The sequence below is a fragment of the Actinocatenispora comari genome (genome assembly GCF_017312725.1).
GTDB classification, from domain to species: Bacteria; Actinomycetota; Actinomycetes; order Mycobacteriales; family Micromonosporaceae; genus Actinocatenispora; species Actinocatenispora comari.
Window position 1 is genome coordinate 1 of sequence record NZ_BOPO01000003.1, and the last position, 19,156, is coordinate 19,156.

General features: G+C 70.0%; 21 protein-coding genes. 4 read left to right on the forward strand and 17 right to left on the reverse strand.

The genetic code is table 11. The features are described 5' to 3' along the window. Positions 1-305: integrase core domain-containing protein (locus tag NUM_RS01445; RefSeq protein ID WP_207122657.1), on the forward strand; the 305-nt coding region annotated here is incomplete at its 5' end. Positions 306-390: 85 nt separating this feature from the next. On the opposite strand, the gene NUM_RS01450 is transcribed toward NUM_RS01445, so the two are convergent. Together NUM_RS01450 and NUM_RS01455 are read right to left on the reverse strand one after the other, a co-directional pair. Then, complete coding sequence (locus NUM_RS01450) at positions 391-600, reverse strand: 4-oxalocrotonate tautomerase family protein (RefSeq protein WP_207122659.1); 210 nt, start codon at positions 598-600, stop codon at positions 391-393. A gap of 43 nt (positions 601-643) precedes the next feature. Continuing rightward, positions 644-1,390 carry an SDR family oxidoreductase gene (locus NUM_RS01455; RefSeq protein ID WP_207122661.1) on the reverse strand — a complete coding sequence of 249 codons (747 nt, stop codon included), beginning with the start codon at positions 1,388-1,390 and terminating at the stop codon, positions 644-646. Between the two features lie 128 nt (positions 1,391-1,518). Between NUM_RS01455 and NUM_RS01460 the strand changes: the two genes are divergently transcribed. After that, positions 1,519-2,382, forward strand: coding sequence for an MmyB family transcriptional regulator (locus NUM_RS01460; RefSeq protein WP_207122662.1), 864 nt, complete (start codon positions 1,519-1,521; stop codon positions 2,380-2,382). Between the two features lie 416 nt (positions 2,383-2,798). On the opposite strand, the gene NUM_RS01465 is transcribed toward NUM_RS01460, so the two are convergent. Continuing rightward, on the reverse strand, positions 2,799-3,269 hold the full coding sequence (locus NUM_RS01465; protein WP_207122663.1) for a DIP1984 family protein: 471 nt from the start codon (positions 3,267-3,269) through the stop codon (positions 2,799-2,801). Between the two features lie 162 nt (positions 3,270-3,431). Here NUM_RS01465 and NUM_RS01470 point away from each other — a divergent pair, with 162 nt between their 5' ends. Together NUM_RS01470 and NUM_RS01475 are read left to right on the forward strand one after the other, a co-directional pair. Then, the gene (locus NUM_RS01470; protein WP_207122664.1) at positions 3,432-3,878 is read left to right on the forward strand and encodes a hypothetical protein; all 447 of its coding nucleotides are present in this window, start codon (positions 3,432-3,434) and stop codon (positions 3,876-3,878) included. Positions 3,879-4,161: 283 nt separating this feature from the next. After that, positions 4,162-5,094 (forward strand): S66 peptidase family protein, encoded by a 933-nt coding sequence (locus NUM_RS01475; RefSeq protein WP_207122666.1) that lies wholly within the window; start codon positions 4,162-4,164, stop codon positions 5,092-5,094. 261 nt (positions 5,095-5,355) lie between these two features. On the opposite strand, the gene NUM_RS01480 is transcribed toward NUM_RS01475, so the two are convergent. From NUM_RS01480 to NUM_RS01545, 14 genes are all read right to left on the reverse strand, one after another. Further along, a complete protein-coding gene (locus tag NUM_RS01480; RefSeq protein ID WP_207122667.1) occupies positions 5,356-5,922 on the reverse strand; it encodes a hypothetical protein in 567 nt (188 codons plus the stop codon). 207 nt (positions 5,923-6,129) lie between these two features. Further along, positions 6,130-6,858 carry an amidohydrolase family protein gene (locus NUM_RS01485; RefSeq protein ID WP_207122668.1) on the reverse strand — a complete coding sequence of 243 codons (729 nt, stop codon included), beginning with the start codon at positions 6,856-6,858 and terminating at the stop codon, positions 6,130-6,132. Positions 6,859-6,875: 17 nt separating this feature from the next. Next, entirely contained in the window at positions 6,876-7,766 is an 891-nt protein-coding gene (locus NUM_RS01490) for an amidohydrolase family protein (RefSeq protein WP_207122669.1), read from the reverse strand. A 74-nt stretch (positions 7,767-7,840) separates the two neighbouring features. Further along, positions 7,841-9,385 (reverse strand): hypothetical protein, encoded by a 1,545-nt coding sequence (locus NUM_RS01495; protein WP_207122671.1) that lies wholly within the window; start codon positions 9,383-9,385, stop codon positions 7,841-7,843. A gap of 24 nt (positions 9,386-9,409) precedes the next feature. Continuing rightward, entirely contained in the window at positions 9,410-10,528 is a 1,119-nt protein-coding gene (locus NUM_RS01500; RefSeq protein ID WP_207122672.1) for a mandelate racemase/muconate lactonizing enzyme family protein, read from the reverse strand. Next, positions 10,525-11,301 (reverse strand): amidohydrolase family protein, encoded by a 777-nt coding sequence (locus tag NUM_RS01505; RefSeq protein WP_207122673.1) that lies wholly within the window; start codon positions 11,299-11,301, stop codon positions 10,525-10,527. Before NUM_RS01505 ends, NUM_RS01500 begins: the two co-directional genes overlap by 4 nt. A 10-nt stretch (positions 11,302-11,311) precedes the next feature. After that, complete coding sequence (locus NUM_RS01510) at positions 11,312-12,055, reverse strand: creatininase family protein (protein ID WP_207122675.1); 744 nt, start codon at positions 12,053-12,055, stop codon at positions 11,312-11,314. Positions 12,056-12,101: 46 nt separating this feature from the next. Beyond that, on the reverse strand, positions 12,102-13,079 hold the full coding sequence (locus NUM_RS01515; protein WP_207122677.1) for a Gfo/Idh/MocA family protein: 978 nt from the start codon (positions 13,077-13,079) through the stop codon (positions 12,102-12,104). After that, a complete protein-coding gene (locus NUM_RS01520; protein ID WP_207122678.1) occupies positions 13,076-13,939 on the reverse strand; it encodes an ATP-binding cassette domain-containing protein in 864 nt (287 codons plus the stop codon). The genes NUM_RS01515 and NUM_RS01520 overlap by 4 nt, the downstream gene beginning before the upstream one ends. Then, the gene (locus NUM_RS01525) at positions 13,936-14,772 is read right to left on the reverse strand and encodes an ABC transporter ATP-binding protein (protein WP_207122680.1); all 837 of its coding nucleotides are present in this window, start codon (positions 14,770-14,772) and stop codon (positions 13,936-13,938) included. The genes NUM_RS01520 and NUM_RS01525 overlap by 4 nt, the downstream gene beginning before the upstream one ends. Beyond that, positions 14,765-15,637: an ABC transporter permease gene (locus NUM_RS01530; RefSeq protein WP_207122681.1), complete on the reverse strand. Its 873-nt coding sequence runs from the start codon at positions 15,635-15,637 to the stop codon at positions 14,765-14,767. Before NUM_RS01530 ends, NUM_RS01525 begins: the two co-directional genes overlap by 8 nt. Continuing rightward, entirely contained in the window at positions 15,634-16,641 is a 1,008-nt protein-coding gene (locus NUM_RS01535; protein ID WP_207122683.1) for an ABC transporter permease, read from the reverse strand. Before NUM_RS01535 ends, NUM_RS01530 begins: the two co-directional genes overlap by 4 nt. After that, the gene (locus NUM_RS01540; RefSeq protein WP_225918263.1) at positions 16,638-18,212 is read right to left on the reverse strand and encodes an ABC transporter substrate-binding protein; all 1,575 of its coding nucleotides are present in this window, start codon (positions 18,210-18,212) and stop codon (positions 16,638-16,640) included. Before NUM_RS01540 ends, NUM_RS01535 begins: the two co-directional genes overlap by 4 nt. A gap of 98 nt (positions 18,213-18,310) precedes the next feature. Further along, on the reverse strand, positions 18,311-19,150 hold the full coding sequence (locus NUM_RS01545) for an IclR family transcriptional regulator (protein ID WP_207122686.1): 840 nt from the start codon (positions 19,148-19,150) through the stop codon (positions 18,311-18,313). Positions 19,151-19,156 lie beyond the last annotated feature (6 nt).

The window sequence follows — 19,156 nt, forward strand, 5'->3', positions numbered from 1 at the left end:
CCGACAACGGCGCCAACTACCGCGCGCACCGCTTCACCCGCATCGTGGCCAGCCACGGCGCCCGCCACCAACGCATCCGACCGTTCACACCCCGACACAACGGCAAGGTCGAACGCTACAACCGCATCCTGGCCGACGAACTGCTCTACACCCGAGCGTGGTCCAGCGAAGCCGAACGCGCCGCCGCCATCGACGTATGGAACGTTCACTACAACTACCATCGAGCACACACCGCCATCGGAGACCGCCCACCAGCCTCACGGCTGCACGCAGGCGTCACCAACGTCATGACCCAGAACACCTAGCGGCGGCGCTACGCGAGGCGGAACCGATCACCTTGACTGGCAGGATCGGCGCCGCCACGACCAGGTGGCCGGCGGTGCCGGCCGCTCAGTGCTCACCGTTGAGCATGGCGGCGGTCAGCACGGTGCCGCCGACGCCCCAGCCGCCGTCGGCGACCTCGTCGACCAGGACCACGGTGGTGGCTCGGGCGCGCTCGCCGTAGATCTCTGCGTACAGGTCGGTCGTGCGCTGCACGATCTGCTGCTTCTGCTCGGTGGTGATGGTGCCGGCCGGCACCTTGAAGTTCGCGAACGGCATGGTCTTCTCCTCCGTCGATGTGTGATGTGCCGATGTGTCCGGGTCAGATGATTCCGCCGTTGGCGCGCACGGTCTGGCCGTTGACCCAGTGCCCGTCCGGCGATGCCAGGAACGCGGTGACCGCCGCGATGTCGGCCGGGGTACCCAGGCGCCCCAGCGGCGCCTGGTCGGCCAGCCGGTCGATGGTCTGCTGGTCCTTGCCGTCCAGGAAGAGGTCGGTCGCGGTCGGTCCGGGCGCCACCGCGTTGACCGTCACGTCCCGTCCGCGCAACTCGCGGGCCAGGATCAGGGTCAGTGCCTCGACGGCGCCCTTGCTGGCCGCGTACGGCCCGTAGCTCGGGAACTGCAGCCCGACCACCGAGGTGGAGAACGTGATCAGCGCGCCGCCGGGTCGCAGCCGCCGCGCCGCCTGCCGGGCGACGACGAACGTGCCGCGGATGTTCGTCCGGTGCAGGTCGTCGAGCAGGTCGAGATCGAGCTCGGCGACGGTGGACAGGGCCATCCGCCCCGCGGCGTGTACGACGACGTCGACGCCACCGTAGGTCTGCTCGGCGGCGTCGAACAGCGCCGCGACGGCATCGGGCTCGGCGACGTCGGCCGCGACCGCAATGGCCCGCCCGCCCGCGGCACCGATCTTTTCGACGGTTTCCTCCGCTTCCTTCCGGTTACTGGCGTACCCGACGACCACCGGCAGACCACCGGCGGCGAGTCGAAGCGCGACGGCGCGGCCGATGCCGCGCGATCCCCCGGTGACGATCGCGACCCGAGGAGCGATGTTCGAACTGGTCATGACCCGACGATGCGGCAGCGCGACGCCGCGGACCAGTTGCCGCCGAAGGTGGTGACGGCAACCCCAGGCTCGGCGCCGGTCGACGGGTGACACTGGAGGCAGCCGGCACGGAGGAGATGAACGCTGGAATGGCTCGTAGCGACAAGCTTGCCGAACTGGGCGCGTTCCTGCGCTCCCGCCGGGACCGCATCCGGCCCACCGACGTCGGGCTGCCGCACGGGCCACGGCGCCGGGTGCCGGGGCTGCGGCGCGACGAGGTGGCCGTGCTCGCCGGAGCGTCCGTGGAGTACTACACCGAGCTGGAACGCGGCGCCGGCGCCCAGCCGTCCAAGCAGATGCTCGCCGCGCTGGCCCGCGCGCTGCGGCTGACGGCCGACGAGCGCAACCACCTCTACCACCTGGCCGACCAGCCGGTGCCGGCGCAGGGCGGCCCGGCCTCACACGTCCATCCCAGCATGCTCGACCTGCTCGACCGGCTGCAGACCACGCCGGCGCAGGTCATCACCGACCTGCACGTGACGCTGGTGCAGAACCCGCTGGCGGTCGCGCTGCTCGGGGACCAGCTCGGCTTCCAGGGCCGGTCGGCCAGCTTCGTCTACCGCTGGTTCACCGATGCCGGGGCCCGCTCGATCTACCCGGCTGAAGACCACGAGACGCAGTCCCGGTCGTTCACCGCGGATCTGCGCGCGGCGGCAGCGCGGCGCGATGCGAACGACACCGAGGCAGCCAACCTGGTCCGCGAACTGTCGCACCGATCGCCGGAGTTCGCGCGGCTGTGGGCCGAGCACGAGGTGGCGTTCCGGCGAGACGACCGCAAGCGGATCCTGCATTCGAGCCTCGGCCTGATCGAGGTCAACTGCCTCAACCTGTTCAGCGAGGACGGCCGGCAGCGGCTGCTGTGGTTCACCCCGGCTGTCGGCACCGACGGCGCGGCCAAGCTCGACCTGCTGTCGGTCGTCGGCGTGCAGGCCATGACCCCCGATCGAGCCTGACCACCACGGCCGCCTCCCGACGCGGGCCGTGCCCAGGGAAGTCCTCCCGACTTCTACCGGCAGTCTCGCGGCGCCGCGGCCGGCGCCACCGAGCGCGTTGCGCAGGCGAGCCGCCTCGTCCGGCTGTGACGAACCGGAGGCAGCCGCCAGCAGGCCACGGCCCAGACAATCGTCGTGAGCGGTCCGGTCGGCGGTGCTGCCGCGGTGAGTGCCCCTTCCCCACCCTCGCCGGATCGGATCTGCACGCGGTGATGCGTGGTGCGTCGTACGCCGTCACCTGTACGCCGTGCTGGGCTGCCCTGTCGATGGGGATTCGAACCCCCGCACTGCCCGCCGTGCGCCAGGAGGGCCGGGTTGACCGCCGGCCACGGCTTCGTGCACGCCTCCGAAACGGCTACCTGCTCTACCGCGGATGGTCAGTCGATCAGATCGACCTCCCAGTTCGCCCGCTGGATCCGGGTGTCGACGGTACGGATGTCGCGGGCCAGGCGGTCGGCCTGGCCGCGCAGCTCGGCGACCGGCAACGCGGAAAGCATCCGCAGCTCGGAGCGCAGTTGCCGAGCGACGCCGCGCTGGTCCGCGCCGGCGGCGGCGTCCGCAGCAGCGGTGAGGATCGAATGCCGGAGCCGCAACACGTCGCGCCGAGCCAGCGCGTCGGTCACCGTCGTACCGTCGTCGAGTCGGGTGGCCGCATTGGTCGCGTTGATCCGGCGGATCAGCGCCTCCAGCTCGTCGAGTACCCGTTCAGCCTCGGCGAGCAGCTCCGCCGCGTTCTCCGGTGGAGTCTCGCCCTCCTGGTACCGCGCGGACCCGACGATCCGGGCGCGCAGCTGACTGACCCGGCGTACCGCATCGGCACGTTCGGCCAGGGCCTCGGCAAGCTTCACGGAACCCTCCTCGGTACGGGCGTCCAATTATGCGACGCGCAGGCCCGCGCCGTGGGGGGCACCGCCGGCCCGGCGTCCGGTCGGGGTCGGCCGGGCGCGGGGTGCATCAGCGGAGTGCCATGATGGGCCGGTCCGTACCGCTCGAAACGGAGGGCAGCACCGATGCCGTTCAGGTGGCCGCGGCTGGATCCGGTCCAGCAGAACGAGCTGCTCGGCACGATCACCACCGCCGTGGTCGAGGCGCTGCCGCCGGGCTGGTGCCGGGTGATGATCGACTACCGGATGGTCGGCCGCACCGTCGACGTCGCGGTCGGCGTCGAGGACACCGGCGGCACGTACCGCCGCTGGGAGCCGCCGGTGGACGTGTGGAAGATGTTCCAGCGACTGCGCGGCGGGATGTACCGGGACGGCGAGGGCACCTGGTTCTCCGCGCGGTTCGGCATCGAGCCACCCACCCGGTTCACCATCCAGTACAACTGGCGCAACGAACCCGACTTCGACCCGTACCCGGCCGCCGAGCAGTTCGCGATCGAGCAGGAGCGGTTTCCCCGCGCCGAGGAGTACATGCCGGAGTGGTTCCGCCAGCGGCTCGTCGCGGTCGGCGACTGAACGCGGCCGGCGCCCGTCCGCAGTCCAGCTTCCCTCCCCTGCTCGGGTCGCGCCGCCGCGGAACCGGGTCCGGCCTTGCGGCCGCACGGTCTTTGCCGCCGGCTGGCCGCCCCGACGGCGCTGAAAGGCCAGGACCGCGGCGATCACCGCGACAGCCACCGGACATGAAGCGGAGCACTGCCGTTCGGAGCCCTGCACTGCACAGGCGCCCACGAGGGCTGTGCATGCCAAGGAGCCGGGAGTGGGACGAGGCCGCCTGACCCATGGTCCGTAGACTCGTGCAGTGATTCAGTGCTCGCCGCTCAGGCCGAAGAGGCTGCGTGTCGGTGACCTTGTTGCGTTGGTGGCTCCGGCCGGCGCGACCCGGCAGCAGCAGGCCGACACGGCGGCGCGCGTGGTTGCTGGGTGGGGATTGCGGGTGCGGTTGGGGCGTCACGCCCTGGGCCGGCACACCTACCTGGCGGGCACCGATGAAGAGCGGTTGGCCGACCTCAACGACGCGCTGCGCGATCCTGAGGTCCGTGGCGTGATCTGTCTGCGTGGCGGCTACGGATCGCAGCGCATCGTCGATGACGTCGATTATGCGGCCGTACGCGCTGATCCCAAGCTGGTCATGGGGTTCTCGGACATCACCGCACTGCACGTTGCGCTCTGGTGCGAAGCCGGGCTCGCCACCGTGCACGGACCGACCGGAGCAAATCTGAACCCGTCGGCCGAGAGCATGACCAACAGGGCGGCCGAGCGAGCGGTGATGACGGCCGACCCGGCGATCGTGGTCCCGGATCCGGCGCAGACCACCGCTGGCGTCCGGGTCGCGGGCCGGGTCGAAGGGACGATTCTCGGCGGGAATGTAACCATGCTCGCCGCGACAGCCGGAACCCGGCACAAGCCGGAGATGACCGGCAAGATCCTGCTGATCGAGGCGGTGAGTGAGCAGACCTACCGACTCGACCGGTCCTTGGTGCAGTTGAAGCGGTCGGGTTGGTTCGACGGTCTGGCTGGTGTGGCGGTCGGGCAGTTCACCGACTGTGACGAGGAGATTCCCGGCCCGACCGTGCCCGAGATCCTGCTGGACCACTTCGGTGCACTCGGCATCCCCGTCCTCGGTGGCTTGCCCATTGGTCACGGTGACCAGCAGACTGCCATCGCGCTTGGCGTACCGGCGATACTGGATGCGGACGCGAGCACGCTGACCGTCCAGCCGATCGGCCGATGAACCTCGATTCTTCGTGATCTTGCTCGGTGCTGCGTGGGCGTTGGCCTGTTGGTTGTGGGCAGGGTGGAGGTCCGATTGCCGTCTCGGGAGAGCACCGGCTTCACGTCGCCGGTGGTTGAGCTGCTGCTCGGACAGAGTTGGTGCGTCAACGGCTGGTGCCTTGCGAGCACCTTGACCTGCGCGGAGTGGTCGAACCTCGACGCGATCGACGTTTCGGGTACCACCGCCGTTCCGGTTGTCGAGGTGCAGGCCGGGCAGATGTCAGTCGTCGAGGCGTTCAAGGATCTGGGTGAACTCGCCGTTCTGGATCAGACCGTCGAGGACTTGGGTCATGTTGCTGACGCCGGCATCGCGAACGATGAGCCCGTCCGAGCACCAGAAGTAGCGGCCTTCAAGGGCTTCCCCACTGGCGGCCCATCGCTTCAGGAGGATCTCGACCTGGGCGAGGGTGATGATGGTCGCGCTCCACCGGGAGCCGTCCTTGAGGTCCACGAAGACATCGACGTTGTCCATCGACTCCACGTCCTCGTCGGCATTCGGCAGGAACGCGGCCTCGAACTGCTCTGTGCGGACACGGTACCAAGGTCCGTCCCAGCTGCCCGGCGTCGTTCTGGCGCTCATGCAGCGAGCGTACTTGACGAACACGTCACGCCCGGCGCACGTCGCCCTGTAGTTGACGGTGCCCTGCCCGATCGGCAACCGCACCAGCTCCCGTGGCGCCGGGCCGAACCGGTCGGCCAGCACCTCGGCAATCCGGTCCGTCTCGTCCCGGGCCGAGGCCACGGCTTCACGCCCGGAGCCAGAGCAGCGGTCGGTGGCGTCGGGCATACGGCTGCTCTCCTTGAGTACTCGATGGTGCGGCGTGGGCGCCTGACTCGAGCTTGCCCTTGGCATCGTCGCAGCACACGGGTGTCGGCCCCCGCACTCTTGCTCGCAGCCACCGACCGAGCCGTTGCCCGGGTCATACCAGTACCGGAATCTATCTGATGATTTCAGCGATGGATTGCCGTTGGAGGAGAGTGCAGGCTCGTCGCCTCACGGCAGCAGGCGGGTGAGGTTCTCGCCGAGGACACGGGCGCGGTCCGCGGCCGGCAGTGGCCAATCGAGGATGCGCTCCAGTTCCACCTCGGGGACCGTGTACGGCGCATCCGTGGAGAACACGACGCGTTCCGGTCCGACTGAAGGATCGGCGCCGAAGCCGGACAGGACGGTGTCCCACGGCGCGTAGCTCGTGTCCGCCAGCAGGTTCGGCGCGTACCGCAGCGCAGGTATGGCGTCGATCCAGAAGTCGGTGGCGCCGCTGCGGCCCATGATGAACGTGACGTCCGGGTGGCGTCGGGCCAACGACGCGAGCGGCAGCGGCAGCGCCGTCGGTGGCGTACCGGTCCGCACGTATACCGGCCATCGCCAGTCGCAGGCCTTGCGCAGCAGCGGATCAAGCAGTCCGTCGTGCAGGTCGAAGCCCTGCAGCACGGGATCGACCGCGAGCGCCACCGCACCGGCGGAGCGGGCCCGGTCCAGTTCGGCGAGGGCGTCGGTGCCGCGCCATGGATTGGCCACCGCGTACGCGTACAGCCGCCCGCCGGATGCGGCCGCCGCCCCCGTGGTCAGCGCATTGCCTTCAGCGTTGTGGTAGGCGATGCACCGCTCCGGCGGGGAGATCAGCGCTGCGTCGATGCCGAGTCGGTCCATGGTCGCAAGCAGCGTGTGAAGCGGCAGCGCCGCTTCCCGGCACTCCCCCACCCGCACGTGCGCGTCGACCACCCGCGCCCCTGAGATCGTCACCACGGCTCCCTGGTGATCGCGTCGCTGAGACCGAGCGCGCCGAGCGCGTCGGCATGGATGATGTTCTCGATCAGCTCCGCCGGTACCCGCGGCAGCGCGGTGCCCTCGAGGATGTCGTTGACACGCCTGATGCCGGCGATTGCCTCGCCGGTGTTGGCGATCGGGAAGTCCGAGCCGAGCAGCAGCTTGTGCGTACAGCCCCATTCGACCGCGGCCAGCAGCGACTCGTAGCACACCCACGGGCGCAGGTAGATCGACGAGACGTCGGCGTACACGTGCGGGTGCTTGCGGATGGTCACGACGGTTTCCTTGCCCCACGGGTGCCCCATGTGCGCCATCACGATGCGCAGTTCCGGGAACCGCAGCGCCACCTCGTCGGTGACCAGCGGGTAGGTGTACCGCAGGGGTGCGTGCCGGATCGGGGAGGCGCCCTGGTGGAACAGGATCGGCACACCGGTGCGCTCGGCCCAGCCGTACAGCGCGAGCGCCGGCTCGCCGAGCGGGTCGAATTCCTGATAGTTGGGGCCGAGCTTGATGCCGACCAGGCCCTCCTGGTACCAGTGGTCGGCCTGCTCGATCGCGTCGGGCCAGGTCGGGTTCACCGACATGAACCCGACCCGGCGCGACGGTGCGACCCGGGTGAACGCCAGCGTCGCCGGGTTGGTCTCCTCCGGCCGGTAGTCCAGTCCGGTGGAGGCCAACGGGTCGTCGACCGCGATGTTGAACACGATGGAGACGTCCGCGTCGGCCATCGCGGCGTCGTAGTCGTCCCACGAGTTCGTGGTCGTCACCGGTCGGTCGGTGCGCCACCCTTGGTAGGTCAGCCGGTCGGCGTCGGGCACCGGGCCGGTGTGCGTCGGGGTGTGCGCGTGGACGTCAACGATCACAACGGGTTCCTTGCCTTGTCGGTCAGAGTCTTGTCAGTCGGAGGATCGGCGTGCCGCGTTGGCTGCGCGGCACGTCATTGCCGGGCGAACTGGCGCGCGACGGTGCGGAAGATGCGGGTCGGTTCGTCCCGGTGGTAGACGAACACCGTCGCGTTGACATGTTGGCTGTTGCCGCTGATGGTCCAGGCGGACGGGTCCTCGAACCCCGGGTCCTTGATGCCGAGTCCGATCGAGGACAGGTCGTCGAACGTCGCGTCGACGTAGTAGTCACCGACACCCTGCTTCTCGTACAGCCGGAAGGCGATCTTGACCTGCTTCTTGCCCTTGACGAACTGGGTGACGTCCACCGGTCCCTGGGTGTCCGAACCGTTGACCCACATGAAACTGAACCAGTTGGTCACGTCGGACTGCCACACCACCTGATCATCGATCAGCACCTGCATGAAGTGGTAGCCGCCGAGCCCGCCGTAGTACGGGTCGCGCTGCCACCAGGACAACTCGTACCGCGGCGACTTCGGATCGACGGTGACCTCCTGGGATGCCTCGGCGTAGTCACCGGTCTTGGTACCCACGTGCGCCTGCACGGTCAGCGCGAGCCGCCCATCGCCCTGCCTCGGCCCCTGGCTCGGGTCGATGAGGTTCTGGCCAGTCAACTGGGTGCCGTAGGAGATCACCCCGTCGATCTTGTGCTGCCGCGTGTAACGCATGCCCACGTTCAGGATGTCGTTGACGTACCGTGCGGTTGGCGCAAGCGTGCTGTCCAGCTCGCGTCCCGAGTAGTCGAGCAGGACGACGCTCAGCTTCTTCGCGTTGGCAAGCGGCAGGATCTTGTTCAGGTTCTCGCTGACCGCCGAGGCGTCGTTGGTGTTGTTGTCGTGCCCGAGGTACGGGTAGACGACGCCGTCGATGACGTCGCCGTACTTGTCGTAGAACGACGGGTCGACCGCAGTGTCGTAGTAGGCGATCGTGTAGAGCCCGAGCTTCGGGTTGATCGCCTTGGTGATCTGCCGCATCTGCGTCAGGTAGTCGTGGGTGAACAGCTTGGCGTTGTCTCCGATCAGGAAGTCGTCGATCGCCCATGCCACGACGTTCGGGTACTTCATCGACAGGTTCGCGACCTGCTTGGCCCAGGTCAGGAAGTCGGTCTCGTACGGCCGGGAGCAGCGCCCGGCGAGGTGCGCATCCTTGTTCGGGAAGCACTCGCTGGGTGGCGCGAGCCCAACCCAGACCAGGATTCCCGCCCGCTGTGCGGCCGGCGCGAACTCGTTGACCAGGTCCGGCCAGTCGGTCGGCTCGTCCCACACCGTGTAGTAGAACGTGTTGACGTGCAGCGCTTTCAGCTTCTTGATCAGCCGTGGCGTGTCGATGTGCCGGTACCCGTCGGAACGCGGTTTGGCCTCTCGTACCTGGGTGCCGATCGTGTTGCCGCCGGGGTGTGTGGCGCGTACGCCGTCGGCCGGTACCCACGGCCGGGATGCGTCCCGAGAGGCGGGCAGTGCGGTGGTGTGTGCGGCCGGATGCTTCGCCGGCGATACGGTGCGGGCCGCACTCGGTGCGGCACCGCCCGCGATCAGGGCGAGCATCGTCGCGACGGCGACGGCCAGGGGTGCTCTGCGCATGAACGGTCTCCTTCTCTAGAGGGGTCAGGAGAATCGGTCGAGCAGGTCGGGGCGCGGCGTGACACCGAGCCCCGGGCGGTCGTTGATCCGGACTCGGGAACCGTTGCTGTCCAACGGCTCTGCGAGAATGTCGTCGGTGTAGTAGTGCGCGCCGATGATGTCGGATGGCAGTTCGGTGGCAAGGTCGGGGATGGCGCAGGCGGCGTGGAGCTGGGCGGCGGCGCCGATACCCAGCTCGCCGTTGGAGCCGAGCAGTGAGCGGATCCCGAACGCGGAGGCGATCCGGGCCAGCTGCACCGCGCGCCCCGGGCCGCCGGCCTTGCCGATGTAGACCGACGCCACGTCCGCGGCGTCGGCGCGGATCACCCGGACCAGGTCGGCCAGTCCGAACACCGACTCGTCGGCCACGACCGTGACGCCCAGCGCCCGGATGGCGCGCAGCCCGTCCAGGTCGTCGGCGGCGACCGGCTGTTCGACGAACGCCACGCCGTACGGCGCGAGCCCGGCCACCGCGCGTGCCGCCTCGGCGCGGTTCCAGCCACCGTTGGCGTCCACGCCGAGAAACGTGTCCGGCCCGACGAGTTCGCGAGCCCGGGCCACCCGCGCGAGGTCCCCGTCGACGCCGAGCCCGACCTTGACCTTGAATGCGCCGAACCCGGCGGCACGCGCGGCGTGGTACACGGTCTCCAGCACCGCGCCGTCGCCGGACAGCGACAGCTTGATCGGAACCTCGGTGCGGTACGGGCCGCCCAGCGCCACCGCCAGCGGCACGTCGAGTACCCGGGCCCAGGCGTCCCACAACGCGGTGGCCACCCCTGCCTTGGTGAACGGGTTGCCGGCGAGCGCCCGGTCCATCGCCGCCTCCGCGGCGCCCACCGGCGCCAGCGGCATGCCGATCAGCACCGGCGTGAGCACGGTGCGGATCAGGTGCGCGGCGGTGGTGCCGTCCTCGCCGCTCCACAGCGGTGTGGCGCTCACCTCGCCGTACCCGGTGATCTCGCGTCCGGAGTCGTTGCCGGCGATGATCCGGACCAGCAGGAAGTCGGATCGGTCGTGCGCGCCCTTGGCGCCGTGCACGGTCAGGGCCGGGTCGGCGGTCAGGCTCACTGGTGCGGTCTGCACCGCGCGGATCGTGTAGGTCACTGCGGCCACCCTCCCAGCAGGTCGCGGGGGTTGTCGTACAGCACCCGGCGCAGCGTCGTGTCGTCGACGCCCCAGCGGGTGATCTCGTGCGCGCGGGCCACCGCGTACGCCTGGCCGACTTGGTCGGAGAGCCCCGCATCGGAGCCGAACAGCACCCGCTCTGGCGGGCAGCGATCGATGATGTGTCGACCGGCGTAGGGCGGCACCCCGCACAGGCAGATGTACAGGTTCGCGGTCTCGGTGACCGCGGCGATCGCCTCCCGCCAGGTGTCGTGCAGCCCGGCGTGCCCGAGTACCACCGGTACCGTCGGGTGCCGGCGGGCGAACGCGGCGATCTGGGTAGCCGTCGCGTATGGCGGGGTGCCGTCGTGGCAGAGCACGCTCCCGCCGTGCGCTGCGACGACCTCGGCGATCGGGTCGAGGCTCGGCTCGTGCATCGACACGCCCTGCAGCCACGGGTGGATCTTCAGCCCGCGGATGCCCAGGGTGCCGAAGCAGCGCTCCATCTCCTCGGCGGCACCCGGGTAGCGCGCGTTCACGGTGCCGAACCCGACCATCCGGTCGGGGTCGGCGGCGACGAACTCGGCGAGTCGGTCGTTGGCCTCCGGCGTAGCGTGAAACAGCCCGTCGTGGCTGAGCACCACCGCCGCGCGGATGCCGGCCGAGTCCAGGAACGCAGTGAAGTCGGCCGGCGTGAACGCCGCGCCCGCCAGCCAGGACGCGTGGTCCCAGGCCGGGGTGTGGGTGTGGAAGTCGATGATCGGTATGTCCACGAAGCGTTCCCTACAGGTCGCGGGCGAGGGTCACGAGCCGGTCAGCCAGGGCGTCGGCGAGCGCGCCGAACCAGGCTGCCCCGTCGGCGCTGGCCGCGTCGGCGGGGCGGTCGGTGTAGCCGTCGATGGTGTGCCACAGCTGCGGCGTGTGCACGGTCACGTTCGCCGCCTCCGGTACCGCGGGCTGCGCGACCCGGTCCGGCAGCGTGCCGACCAGCTCCGGGTGCAGATGGGCGATCAGCGCGCTCTCGAAGCGCCCGGCGTGTCCCGGCACGTTGGGTCGGTCGGCGGCGAAGGTGTGGTGTGGGAAGAGTTCCCAGTAGTCGAGGTACGCAATGGCGAGGCCGTGCCGGGTCGCCGCGCTTGCCGCAGCCGAGTGGCACGGCCCGCGGTTACCGCCGTGCCCGTTGACGAGCACGAGCCGGCGCCCGCCGTCGGCGGCGACCGAGCGGGCCAGGTCGTTCAGTACCGCCGTCGTGGTCTCTGGGGACAGCGACAGGGTGGCGCCGAAGGCGAAGTGGTGGTCTGATGCGCCGAACGGCAGGGTCGGCGCTAGTACCAGGTCACGCGCCGAGCTTTCCGCCGCCCGATGCACGGCCGCCGCTGCGACCGCCTCGGCCAGCATCGCGTCGGTGCCGGTGGGCAGGTGCGGGCCGTGCTGCTCGACGGTGCCGACCGGCAGCACGACGAGCGCCTCCGGCAGTACCGCGGCGAGCCGCTCCCGATCGGTGCGCTCCCACATCCACGTACTCACGCGCGCTCCCCCACCCTCGTCGCGATCCGCTGCCAGCTCAGCGCTGTCACTCGTGTCCTCCCGCCATGGCTACGATCCGTTCGCTCAGCGCCAGTCCGGCCAGTCCCTCGTCGAGGCCGGGCACCGCGGTGTCGCGCCGGCCGGTCACCAGGTCGGCGAAGGCGTCGAGCTGGCGGTCGAAGGAACGAGTCGTGCGGTCGCCGGGGAACCGTGCCACCCGCGTCTCGTCCCGCGTGCGCAGCTGGAGGTCGAACGTGAACCCGTCGAGCACCGCGTACCCGTCGGCGCCGAGCACGCTGACCTCGCAGCGCGGCAGGGCGTCGGTCCACCAGCCGAACTCGGTGAGCGCGGTCGTCCCGTCCGGCCAGCGCAGCCGCGCGCCACCGAGGTTCGGCGCGCCGAGCCCCGGCTCGGTGGCGAGCGCCCACGCGTCGGCCACCTCGCTCGGCCCGCCACCGAGCAGGTAGGCCAGCCAGTCGAACAGATGCGCGCCCTCGTGCACGACCGGCGCCCCATGCTCGAGTGTGCCGAGCATTCGGCGGGCATACCGCCCGTCGGCGGCGCGCGGCTCGTCGTAGATGTGCGCCCGGATGAGCAGCGGTGAGCCGAGCAGCCCGCCGGTGATCCAGTCCCGCAGCCGTTCCAGCGCAGGATCGTGCCGGTAGGTCAGCCCGACCTGCAACCGTTCGTGCGGTGCCGTGGTGAGCTGTTCGACCTCGGCCACGCTGGTGCCGAGCGGCTTCTCCGCCAGCACGTACTTGCCGGCCGCCAGCGCGTCGCGGACCAGTCCGGTGGTGACCCACGGCGGTGTGGCGACAACGACCGCCACGAGGCTCGGATCTGCGAGCACCGGGGTCAGGCTGGCGTGGGTCGCCGCCTCCGGTACCAGGCGGGCGGCCGCGGCGAGCCGCTCCGGCAGCGGGTCGACGAGTGCGGCCACCTCGACCCTCTCCGAGCGCAGCAGCGCCGGCAGGTGGGCGTGTGTGGCGATGTCGCCGAGCCCGGCGAGCGCCAGCCGGATCACGATGTCGCCTCCCTCGACTCCGGTGCAGCCGCTCGGGCAGGCACCCGCGGGATCGCGTCGATCAGGGTGCGGGTGTACTCCTCGCGCGGGTGGGCGAAAAGCTCGTCCCGCGGCGCCTGCTCGATGATGCGGCCGCGGTGCATGACCGCGATCTCCGGCGCCATGTACCGGACCACAGCAAGATCATGCGACACGAACAGGTAGGTCAGGCCCAGTTCGGCCTGTAGCGAGCGGAGCAGGTTGAGAATCTGCGCCTGCGTGGCCACGTCGATCGCCGACACCGCCTCGTCGAGTACGACGAGGTCTGGGTGCAGCGCGATGGCGCGGGCGATCGACACTCGCTGACACTGTCCGCCAGACAGCTCGGTGGGCCGGCGCGACGCGTACGAGGTGGGCAGGCCGACGAGCTCCAGCAACTCGTCGACCCGGCGCCGCCGCGCGGTGACGTCACCGGCACCGTGTACGGCAAGCGGGAGGCCGATGATCTGCGCGACGCTCTTGCGCCGGTTCAGCGAGCCGACCGGGTCCTGGAGCACGACCTGCATGTGCCGCCGCTGCTGCCGCAGCTCCCGGCCGCGCAGGCGGGTCAGCTCCGTGCCGCGGAACCGCACCGTGCCGGCCGTCGGGCGTAGCAGCCCGAGCAGCAGCGAGGTCAGCGTCGACTTGCCGCACCCCGACTCGCCGACCAAGCCGAAGGTGGTACCGCTGCGCACCGTCAGGCTCACCTCGTCGACCGCGCGGGTGCCGGGAAAGTCCATCACCAGACCATCGGCGGCCAGCAGGACATGGTCCTCCCGCGCCGGCGGTCCCACCTCGGGCCGCTGATCCGGTTCGGGGGCACGACTTCGGTGCTCGCTCATCGCGGGTCCTCCTCGATGTCGTCGAGTACCGCCAGCGGACGCGCCGGGTCGACCTCGAGCGTGCACAGCGCGTCGAGCAGCCCGCGGGTGTAGGGGTGCCGCGGGCGGGCAAAGATCTCGGCGGTCGGAGCGCTTTCCACGATCCGACCGTGCCGCATCACTTCGACGCGACGGCAGAACCCGGCCGCGACGGCCAGATCGTGGGTGATGAACAGGACGGCGGTGCCGTATTCGTCGGCGATGTGGTCGAGCAGCGTGAGGATGCGCGCCTGGGTGGTGACGTCCAGCGCGGTGGTCGGCTCGTCGGCGATCAGCACGGCCGGCTCGGCGGCGAGGGCCATCGCGATCACGACCCGCTGCCGCATCCCGCCGGAGAACTCGTGCGGGTAGGCGTCGACTCGGGTCGCCGGGTCCGGGATACCGACCTCGCCGAGCAGGTCGACGGCCCGGCGCCGGGCGGCGGCGCGGGACACGTCGGCGTGCGCCCGGACCGCCTCGACGATCTGGTGTCCCACGGTACGAACCGGATTCAGGCTCGTCAGCGGGTCCTGGTAGACCATCGCGACGGCCGCGCCGCGAGCCTGCTGCAGTTCCTTCTCCGACGCGGTCACGTGGTCGCGGCCGGCGAGCCGGATCGAGCCGGACGTGATTCGGGTCGGCGGCGGGTTGAGCCGCATGACGGCAAGCGACAGCAGGCTCTTGCCGCTGCCGGACTCGCCGACCAGTCCGACCTTTTCGCCGGCGGACAGGGTCAGGTGGACGCCGCGTACCAGGTCTCGCCCGGGTACGCCGACGGTCAGGTCGCGGATGTCCAGTACCGGTGTGTCAGTCACGGTCGTCCCCGATCAGGATCCGCTGCAGGCCGTTGCCCACGGTGTTGAACGCGGCGATGGCGATCACCACGACCAGCGCCGGTACCAGCGGGTAGGAGATCGATTCGAACAACTTCGTGTATCCCTGCTGCAACAGCGTTCCCCAGGACGCGGTCGGCGGTTGGACGCCGAGGCCGAGGAAGCTCAGCGAGGCCTCCACCATCAACGCGGTGGCCATGTTCAACGACGCCTGGGCCATCAGCGCCGGGGTGGTGTTCGGCAGGATCTCGCGGAACAGGATGCGCGGTTCGGAGGCGCCGACTGCACGCAGCCCGCGCACGTACTCGGTCGAGATCTCGCCGAGTACGGTGGCCCGGGCGATCCGGGCGGTCAGCGGCGCCATCAGCAGCCCGACGACCAGTGCCAGGGTCACCGCGTCGCCGCCGAACGCGGCGACGAAGATGAGCGCGAACAGGATCATCGGGATCGCGAGGAACGCGTCCCCGATGCGCATCAGGACCTCGTCCAGCCAGCCGTGGCGGGCGGCGGCGACCGCGCCCCAGACGGTACCGAGGATCATCGCGATGACCGTCGCCGCCAACCCGATCGACAGCGACACCCGGCCACCCGCCGCGATCCGGCTGAGCAGATCGCGGCCGAGCTCGTCGGTACCGAACGGATGCGACCAGGATGCCGCCGCGTAGCGGGCCGGTACGTCGATCGTGTCCGGCGAGCCGAACAACAGTGAGCCGAACACCGCGAGCAGTACGAGCAGTACGAGGATCGCGAGCGACACGGCGCTGGCCGGCCGGCGCACCAGCCGGCGCCACACACCGGCGCGGGCTCGTGCGGTGGCCGCCTCGGGGCGTACCGACAGGACGGTCACCGGACACCTCCTACGGCCGTGACTGCGGTGCGGGGGCGGCGCCGGGTACGAGCGCCGCCGACCCGCAGCCGCGGATCGAGCACCCCGAGCAGGATGTCGATGACCAGGTTGGCCAGCACGAACGCGGCGGCGACGAGCAGCACTGCGGTCTGCAGCACCGCGTAGTCGCGTTGCAGGACCGCGTCGACGATCAGTGAGCCGAGACCGGGCCAGCGGAAGACGTACTCGACGACGACCACGCCGCCGAGCACCGAGCCGATCATGACGCCGAACGCGGTCGCGGTCGGCAACATCGCGTTGGGCAGCACGTGGCCGTTCACGACCTGCCGACGGCGCAGCCCCTTGCCGGTGGCGGTGCGCACGAAAGCGGCGGAGTCGACCTCCCGCATCGAGGTGCGCAGGTAGTGCACCAGCGGTGCGGACAGCGTGATGCCGAGCGTCAGGGCCGGCAGCACCAGCAACCGCAGGCTGGTCAGCGGAGCCGCGAACAGCGACTGGTACCCGCCGGTCGGCATCCAGCCGAGGCCGACGCTGAACACCGCGATGAGAATGATGCCGAACACGAACGGCGGCGCGGCCATCCCGACCGTGGCATAGCCGCCGACGAGCCGGCCGAAGATCCTGCGCCGGGAGATCGCCGGCAGCACCGCGAGCGGCAGACTGATCAGGACGCCGAGGATCAGGCCGGCGACCGCGAGCAGCAGCGTGGCACCGACCCGCTGCCCGATCAGCTCACCGACCGGGTACTCGCTGAAGTACGAGCTGCCCAGGTCACCGTGGAACAGCCCGCCGATCCACCGTCCATACTGGACGATGATCGGGTCGTCGAGGCCGAGCTGGTGGTGCATCGTGGCGAGCGTCTTGGCGTCGATCGACTGCGCGGCACCGACCCGGGTGATCGTCGGATCGCCGGGCAGCAGCCGCAGCACGACGAACACGAGCACCGAGACGAGCGCGATCATCAGGATCGACAGGCAGAGGCGGCGGAAGATGTAGGCGATCACGATCGGCCCCCCGCGGCGAATCCGGCGTGCTCCAGGTGCAGCGTTCCTTCGCTCTGCACCCAGACCCCGCGTACGTTGGTCTGCGCCACGGACAGCGGCGACGTGTTGGCGAGCGTGATGATCGGTGCGTTGGCGTTGAGCACGCGCTGCGCGTTGGTGAAGCCGCGTGCCCGGTCCTGCCCGCTGCCGCGCGAGACTGCGGCCGCGGCTTGCTCGTAAGAGTCCGGTGCCGTCCAGTTGCACTCGCAGGTGCCCTCGTTGGAGTACCAACTGATCGAGTAGTCGGCGGGCGGCGGCGGGAACGACAGGAAGTTCGGGTAGATCAGGCCCGGGTAACGCTTGCCCTTCGGGTACGCTTTCGCGGCCCAGGTGGCCACCTCGTTGCTGCGGATCTGCAGGTTGATGCCGATCTTCTTCAGGTCGCCCTGCAGGATCTGACCCATCGTGGTCCACTCCAGGTTCGCCCCGGCGGTGGTCCAGAACGTCAGCGTGGTGCCCGGCTTGACGCCGGCCTCGGCGAACAGTTTCCTGGCCTTCGCCAGGTCGAAGGCGTGGTGCGGCAGATCGCTCGCATAGTAACGACTCTGCGGATTGACGGGCTGGTCGGTGTCGTTGAGGACCGCTTTGCCGGCGTAGGCTGCCTGGTTCATCGCGGCGCGATCGGCGGCGTACGACAGCGCCAGACGCGCCTTCGGGTTGTCGAACGGCTTGGACTTGGTGTCGAGTTCCCACACTGCGACGCCGGCCGGCTGCGGTGCTCCGAGCAGCGTCTTGCCGACCGCCAGGTAGCTTGCCGTGTCCGGCGCCAGCTCGGTCAGTACGTCGAGCTCACCGGACAGGAAGGCGCTCTGTGCGGCGGTCGCGTCGGCGTAGCGCTGGATCTCGATCCGGTCGAACTTCGGCCGCGGTCCCCAGTACCGGTCGTTGCGCACCACGGTGACCGACTGGTTCGGGACGAACCTCGCCAGCTTGTACGGGCCGGTGCCGTTGGCGGTGCGGTTGATGTCGGCGATGTGGTCGACGTCGGTCATCTTGACGTCGACCAGCCCGTTGGGCAGCTGCGGGTTCGGCGTCTTCAGGTCGATCGCGAGCGTGGCCGCATCGACGGCCCGGACCGTGTCGATCATCGAGATCTTGACGGCGGCCTGCGCGGCGGTCTTCGGGTCGAGTACCCGCTTGATGTTCTTGACCGCGTCCGTTGCGGTGAACGGCTTTCCGTTGTCGAACCGGACGCCTGGGCGCAGCCGGAAGCTCCAGTGCCGGTAGTCGCCGGAGTGGGTCCAGGAGGTCGCGAGGTCGGGTCGCACCGACATGTCCGGTGCGTAGGTGGTCAGCCCGTCCCACAGCAGCGTCTGCAGCTGGGTCTGGGAGCTGCTCGCGATCGTGTTCGGGTCGAGTTGGGTGATGCCCTGAGACTGTCCGAAGTGGAGTGTCCCGCCGGTCCGCATCGGACCGCCGGCGGTGGCGCCGACCTTGTGCACGGTGGCCGCCGAGCCGTTCCCGGCGCCGCAGCCGGTCAGCGCGAGCGCGCCGACCATCAGGCCACACACCGAAACGAGGGGGAAACGCATGATCTTCACGAAGCCTACCTTCCGTATTTCGAAGATAGATTCAAGATTTGGAAAATAATATTCCCCGGCTACAGGTCATGGCAAGACGTTGGGCGTGCTTACATGCCGTACGGCAGCTGGACCGTACCGGCCTGCAACTCCCGGCCCAGCGCCTTCGCCTCGGCGACCACCTGCGCGCCGATCTCTTCGAATCCGGTCGACCGCAACTGTTCCGCGTAACCGGTGACCCCGATCGAGCCCGCCACCGCACCGTCGACGTCGAAGAACGGCGCGGCAACGCAAGCGATTCCTGGGTCCTCCTCCTCGTCCTCCGTGGCATACCCGCGCTCGCGAACCGCGGCGAGTTCGGCGTGCAGCTCGGCGACCTGGATCGGGTGTGCCTTCGGCCCGCGCCCCACGGCGGCGTTCTTGACCAGCGCGTCGACCGCGTCGACCGGCAGCTGGGCGGCGATCGCCCGCCCCAGCGCGGTCAGGTTGAACGGCGATGCCTTGCCCGGATACGTGTCGTACTGCAGCATGCCCGGCGCGGCGACCTTGGCGACGTAAATGACTTCGCCGCCCTCGAGCACGCCCAGGTGCGCGTGCGCGCCGATCGAGTCGACCAGCCGCTTCAGGAACGGCCGCGCGGTACGCATCAGGTCGACCTTCTTGACCAGCTGCGCGGCAAGGCCGTTGAGTCGCAGCGTCGGTCGCCAGAAATGGCTGCGGCCGATCACCCGGCGAGCCGCATACCCGCGCAGTTCCAGGGTGCGGGTGATCGCCGCGCACGTCGCCAGTGGGATGTCGGTGACCTGCGCGAGCATCGTCAGCGTCATCGGCTCCTCGGCCGCCACCAACGTCTCCAGCACCGTCAGCGCCCGATCCACCGCGGGCGACGGCGCCTTGCCATCACCGGAGGTCCTGCCCTCACCGTTCGAGCCGGCCATGCCACCCCTCACCGATTA

Coding starts and splice junctions, on each gene's coding strand:
- NUM_RS01450 (WP_207122659.1), bottom strand. CDS start 600: ATGCCGTTCGCGAACTTCAAGGTGCCGGCCGGCACCATCACCACCGAG.
- NUM_RS01455 (WP_207122661.1), bottom strand. CDS start 1,390: ATGACCAGTTCGAACATCGCTCCTCGGGTCGCGATCGTCACCGGGGGA.
- NUM_RS01460 (WP_207122662.1), top strand. CDS start 1,519: ATGGCTCGTAGCGACAAGCTTGCCGAACTGGGCGCGTTCCTGCGCTCC.
- NUM_RS01470 (WP_207122664.1), top strand. CDS start 3,432: ATGCCGTTCAGGTGGCCGCGGCTGGATCCGGTCCAGCAGAACGAGCTG.
- NUM_RS01480 (WP_207122667.1), bottom strand. CDS start 5,922: ATGCCCGACGCCACCGACCGCTGCTCTGGCTCCGGGCGTGAAGCCGTG.
- NUM_RS01495 (WP_207122671.1), bottom strand. CDS start 9,385: ATGCGCAGAGCACCCCTGGCCGTCGCCGTCGCGACGATGCTCGCCCTG.
- NUM_RS01520 (WP_207122678.1), bottom strand. CDS start 13,939: ATGAGCGAGCACCGAAGTCGTGCCCCCGAACCGGATCAGCGGCCCGAG.
- NUM_RS01540 (WP_225918263.1), bottom strand. CDS start 18,212: ATGCGTTTCCCCCTCGTTTCGGTGTGTGGCCTGATGGTCGGCGCGCTC.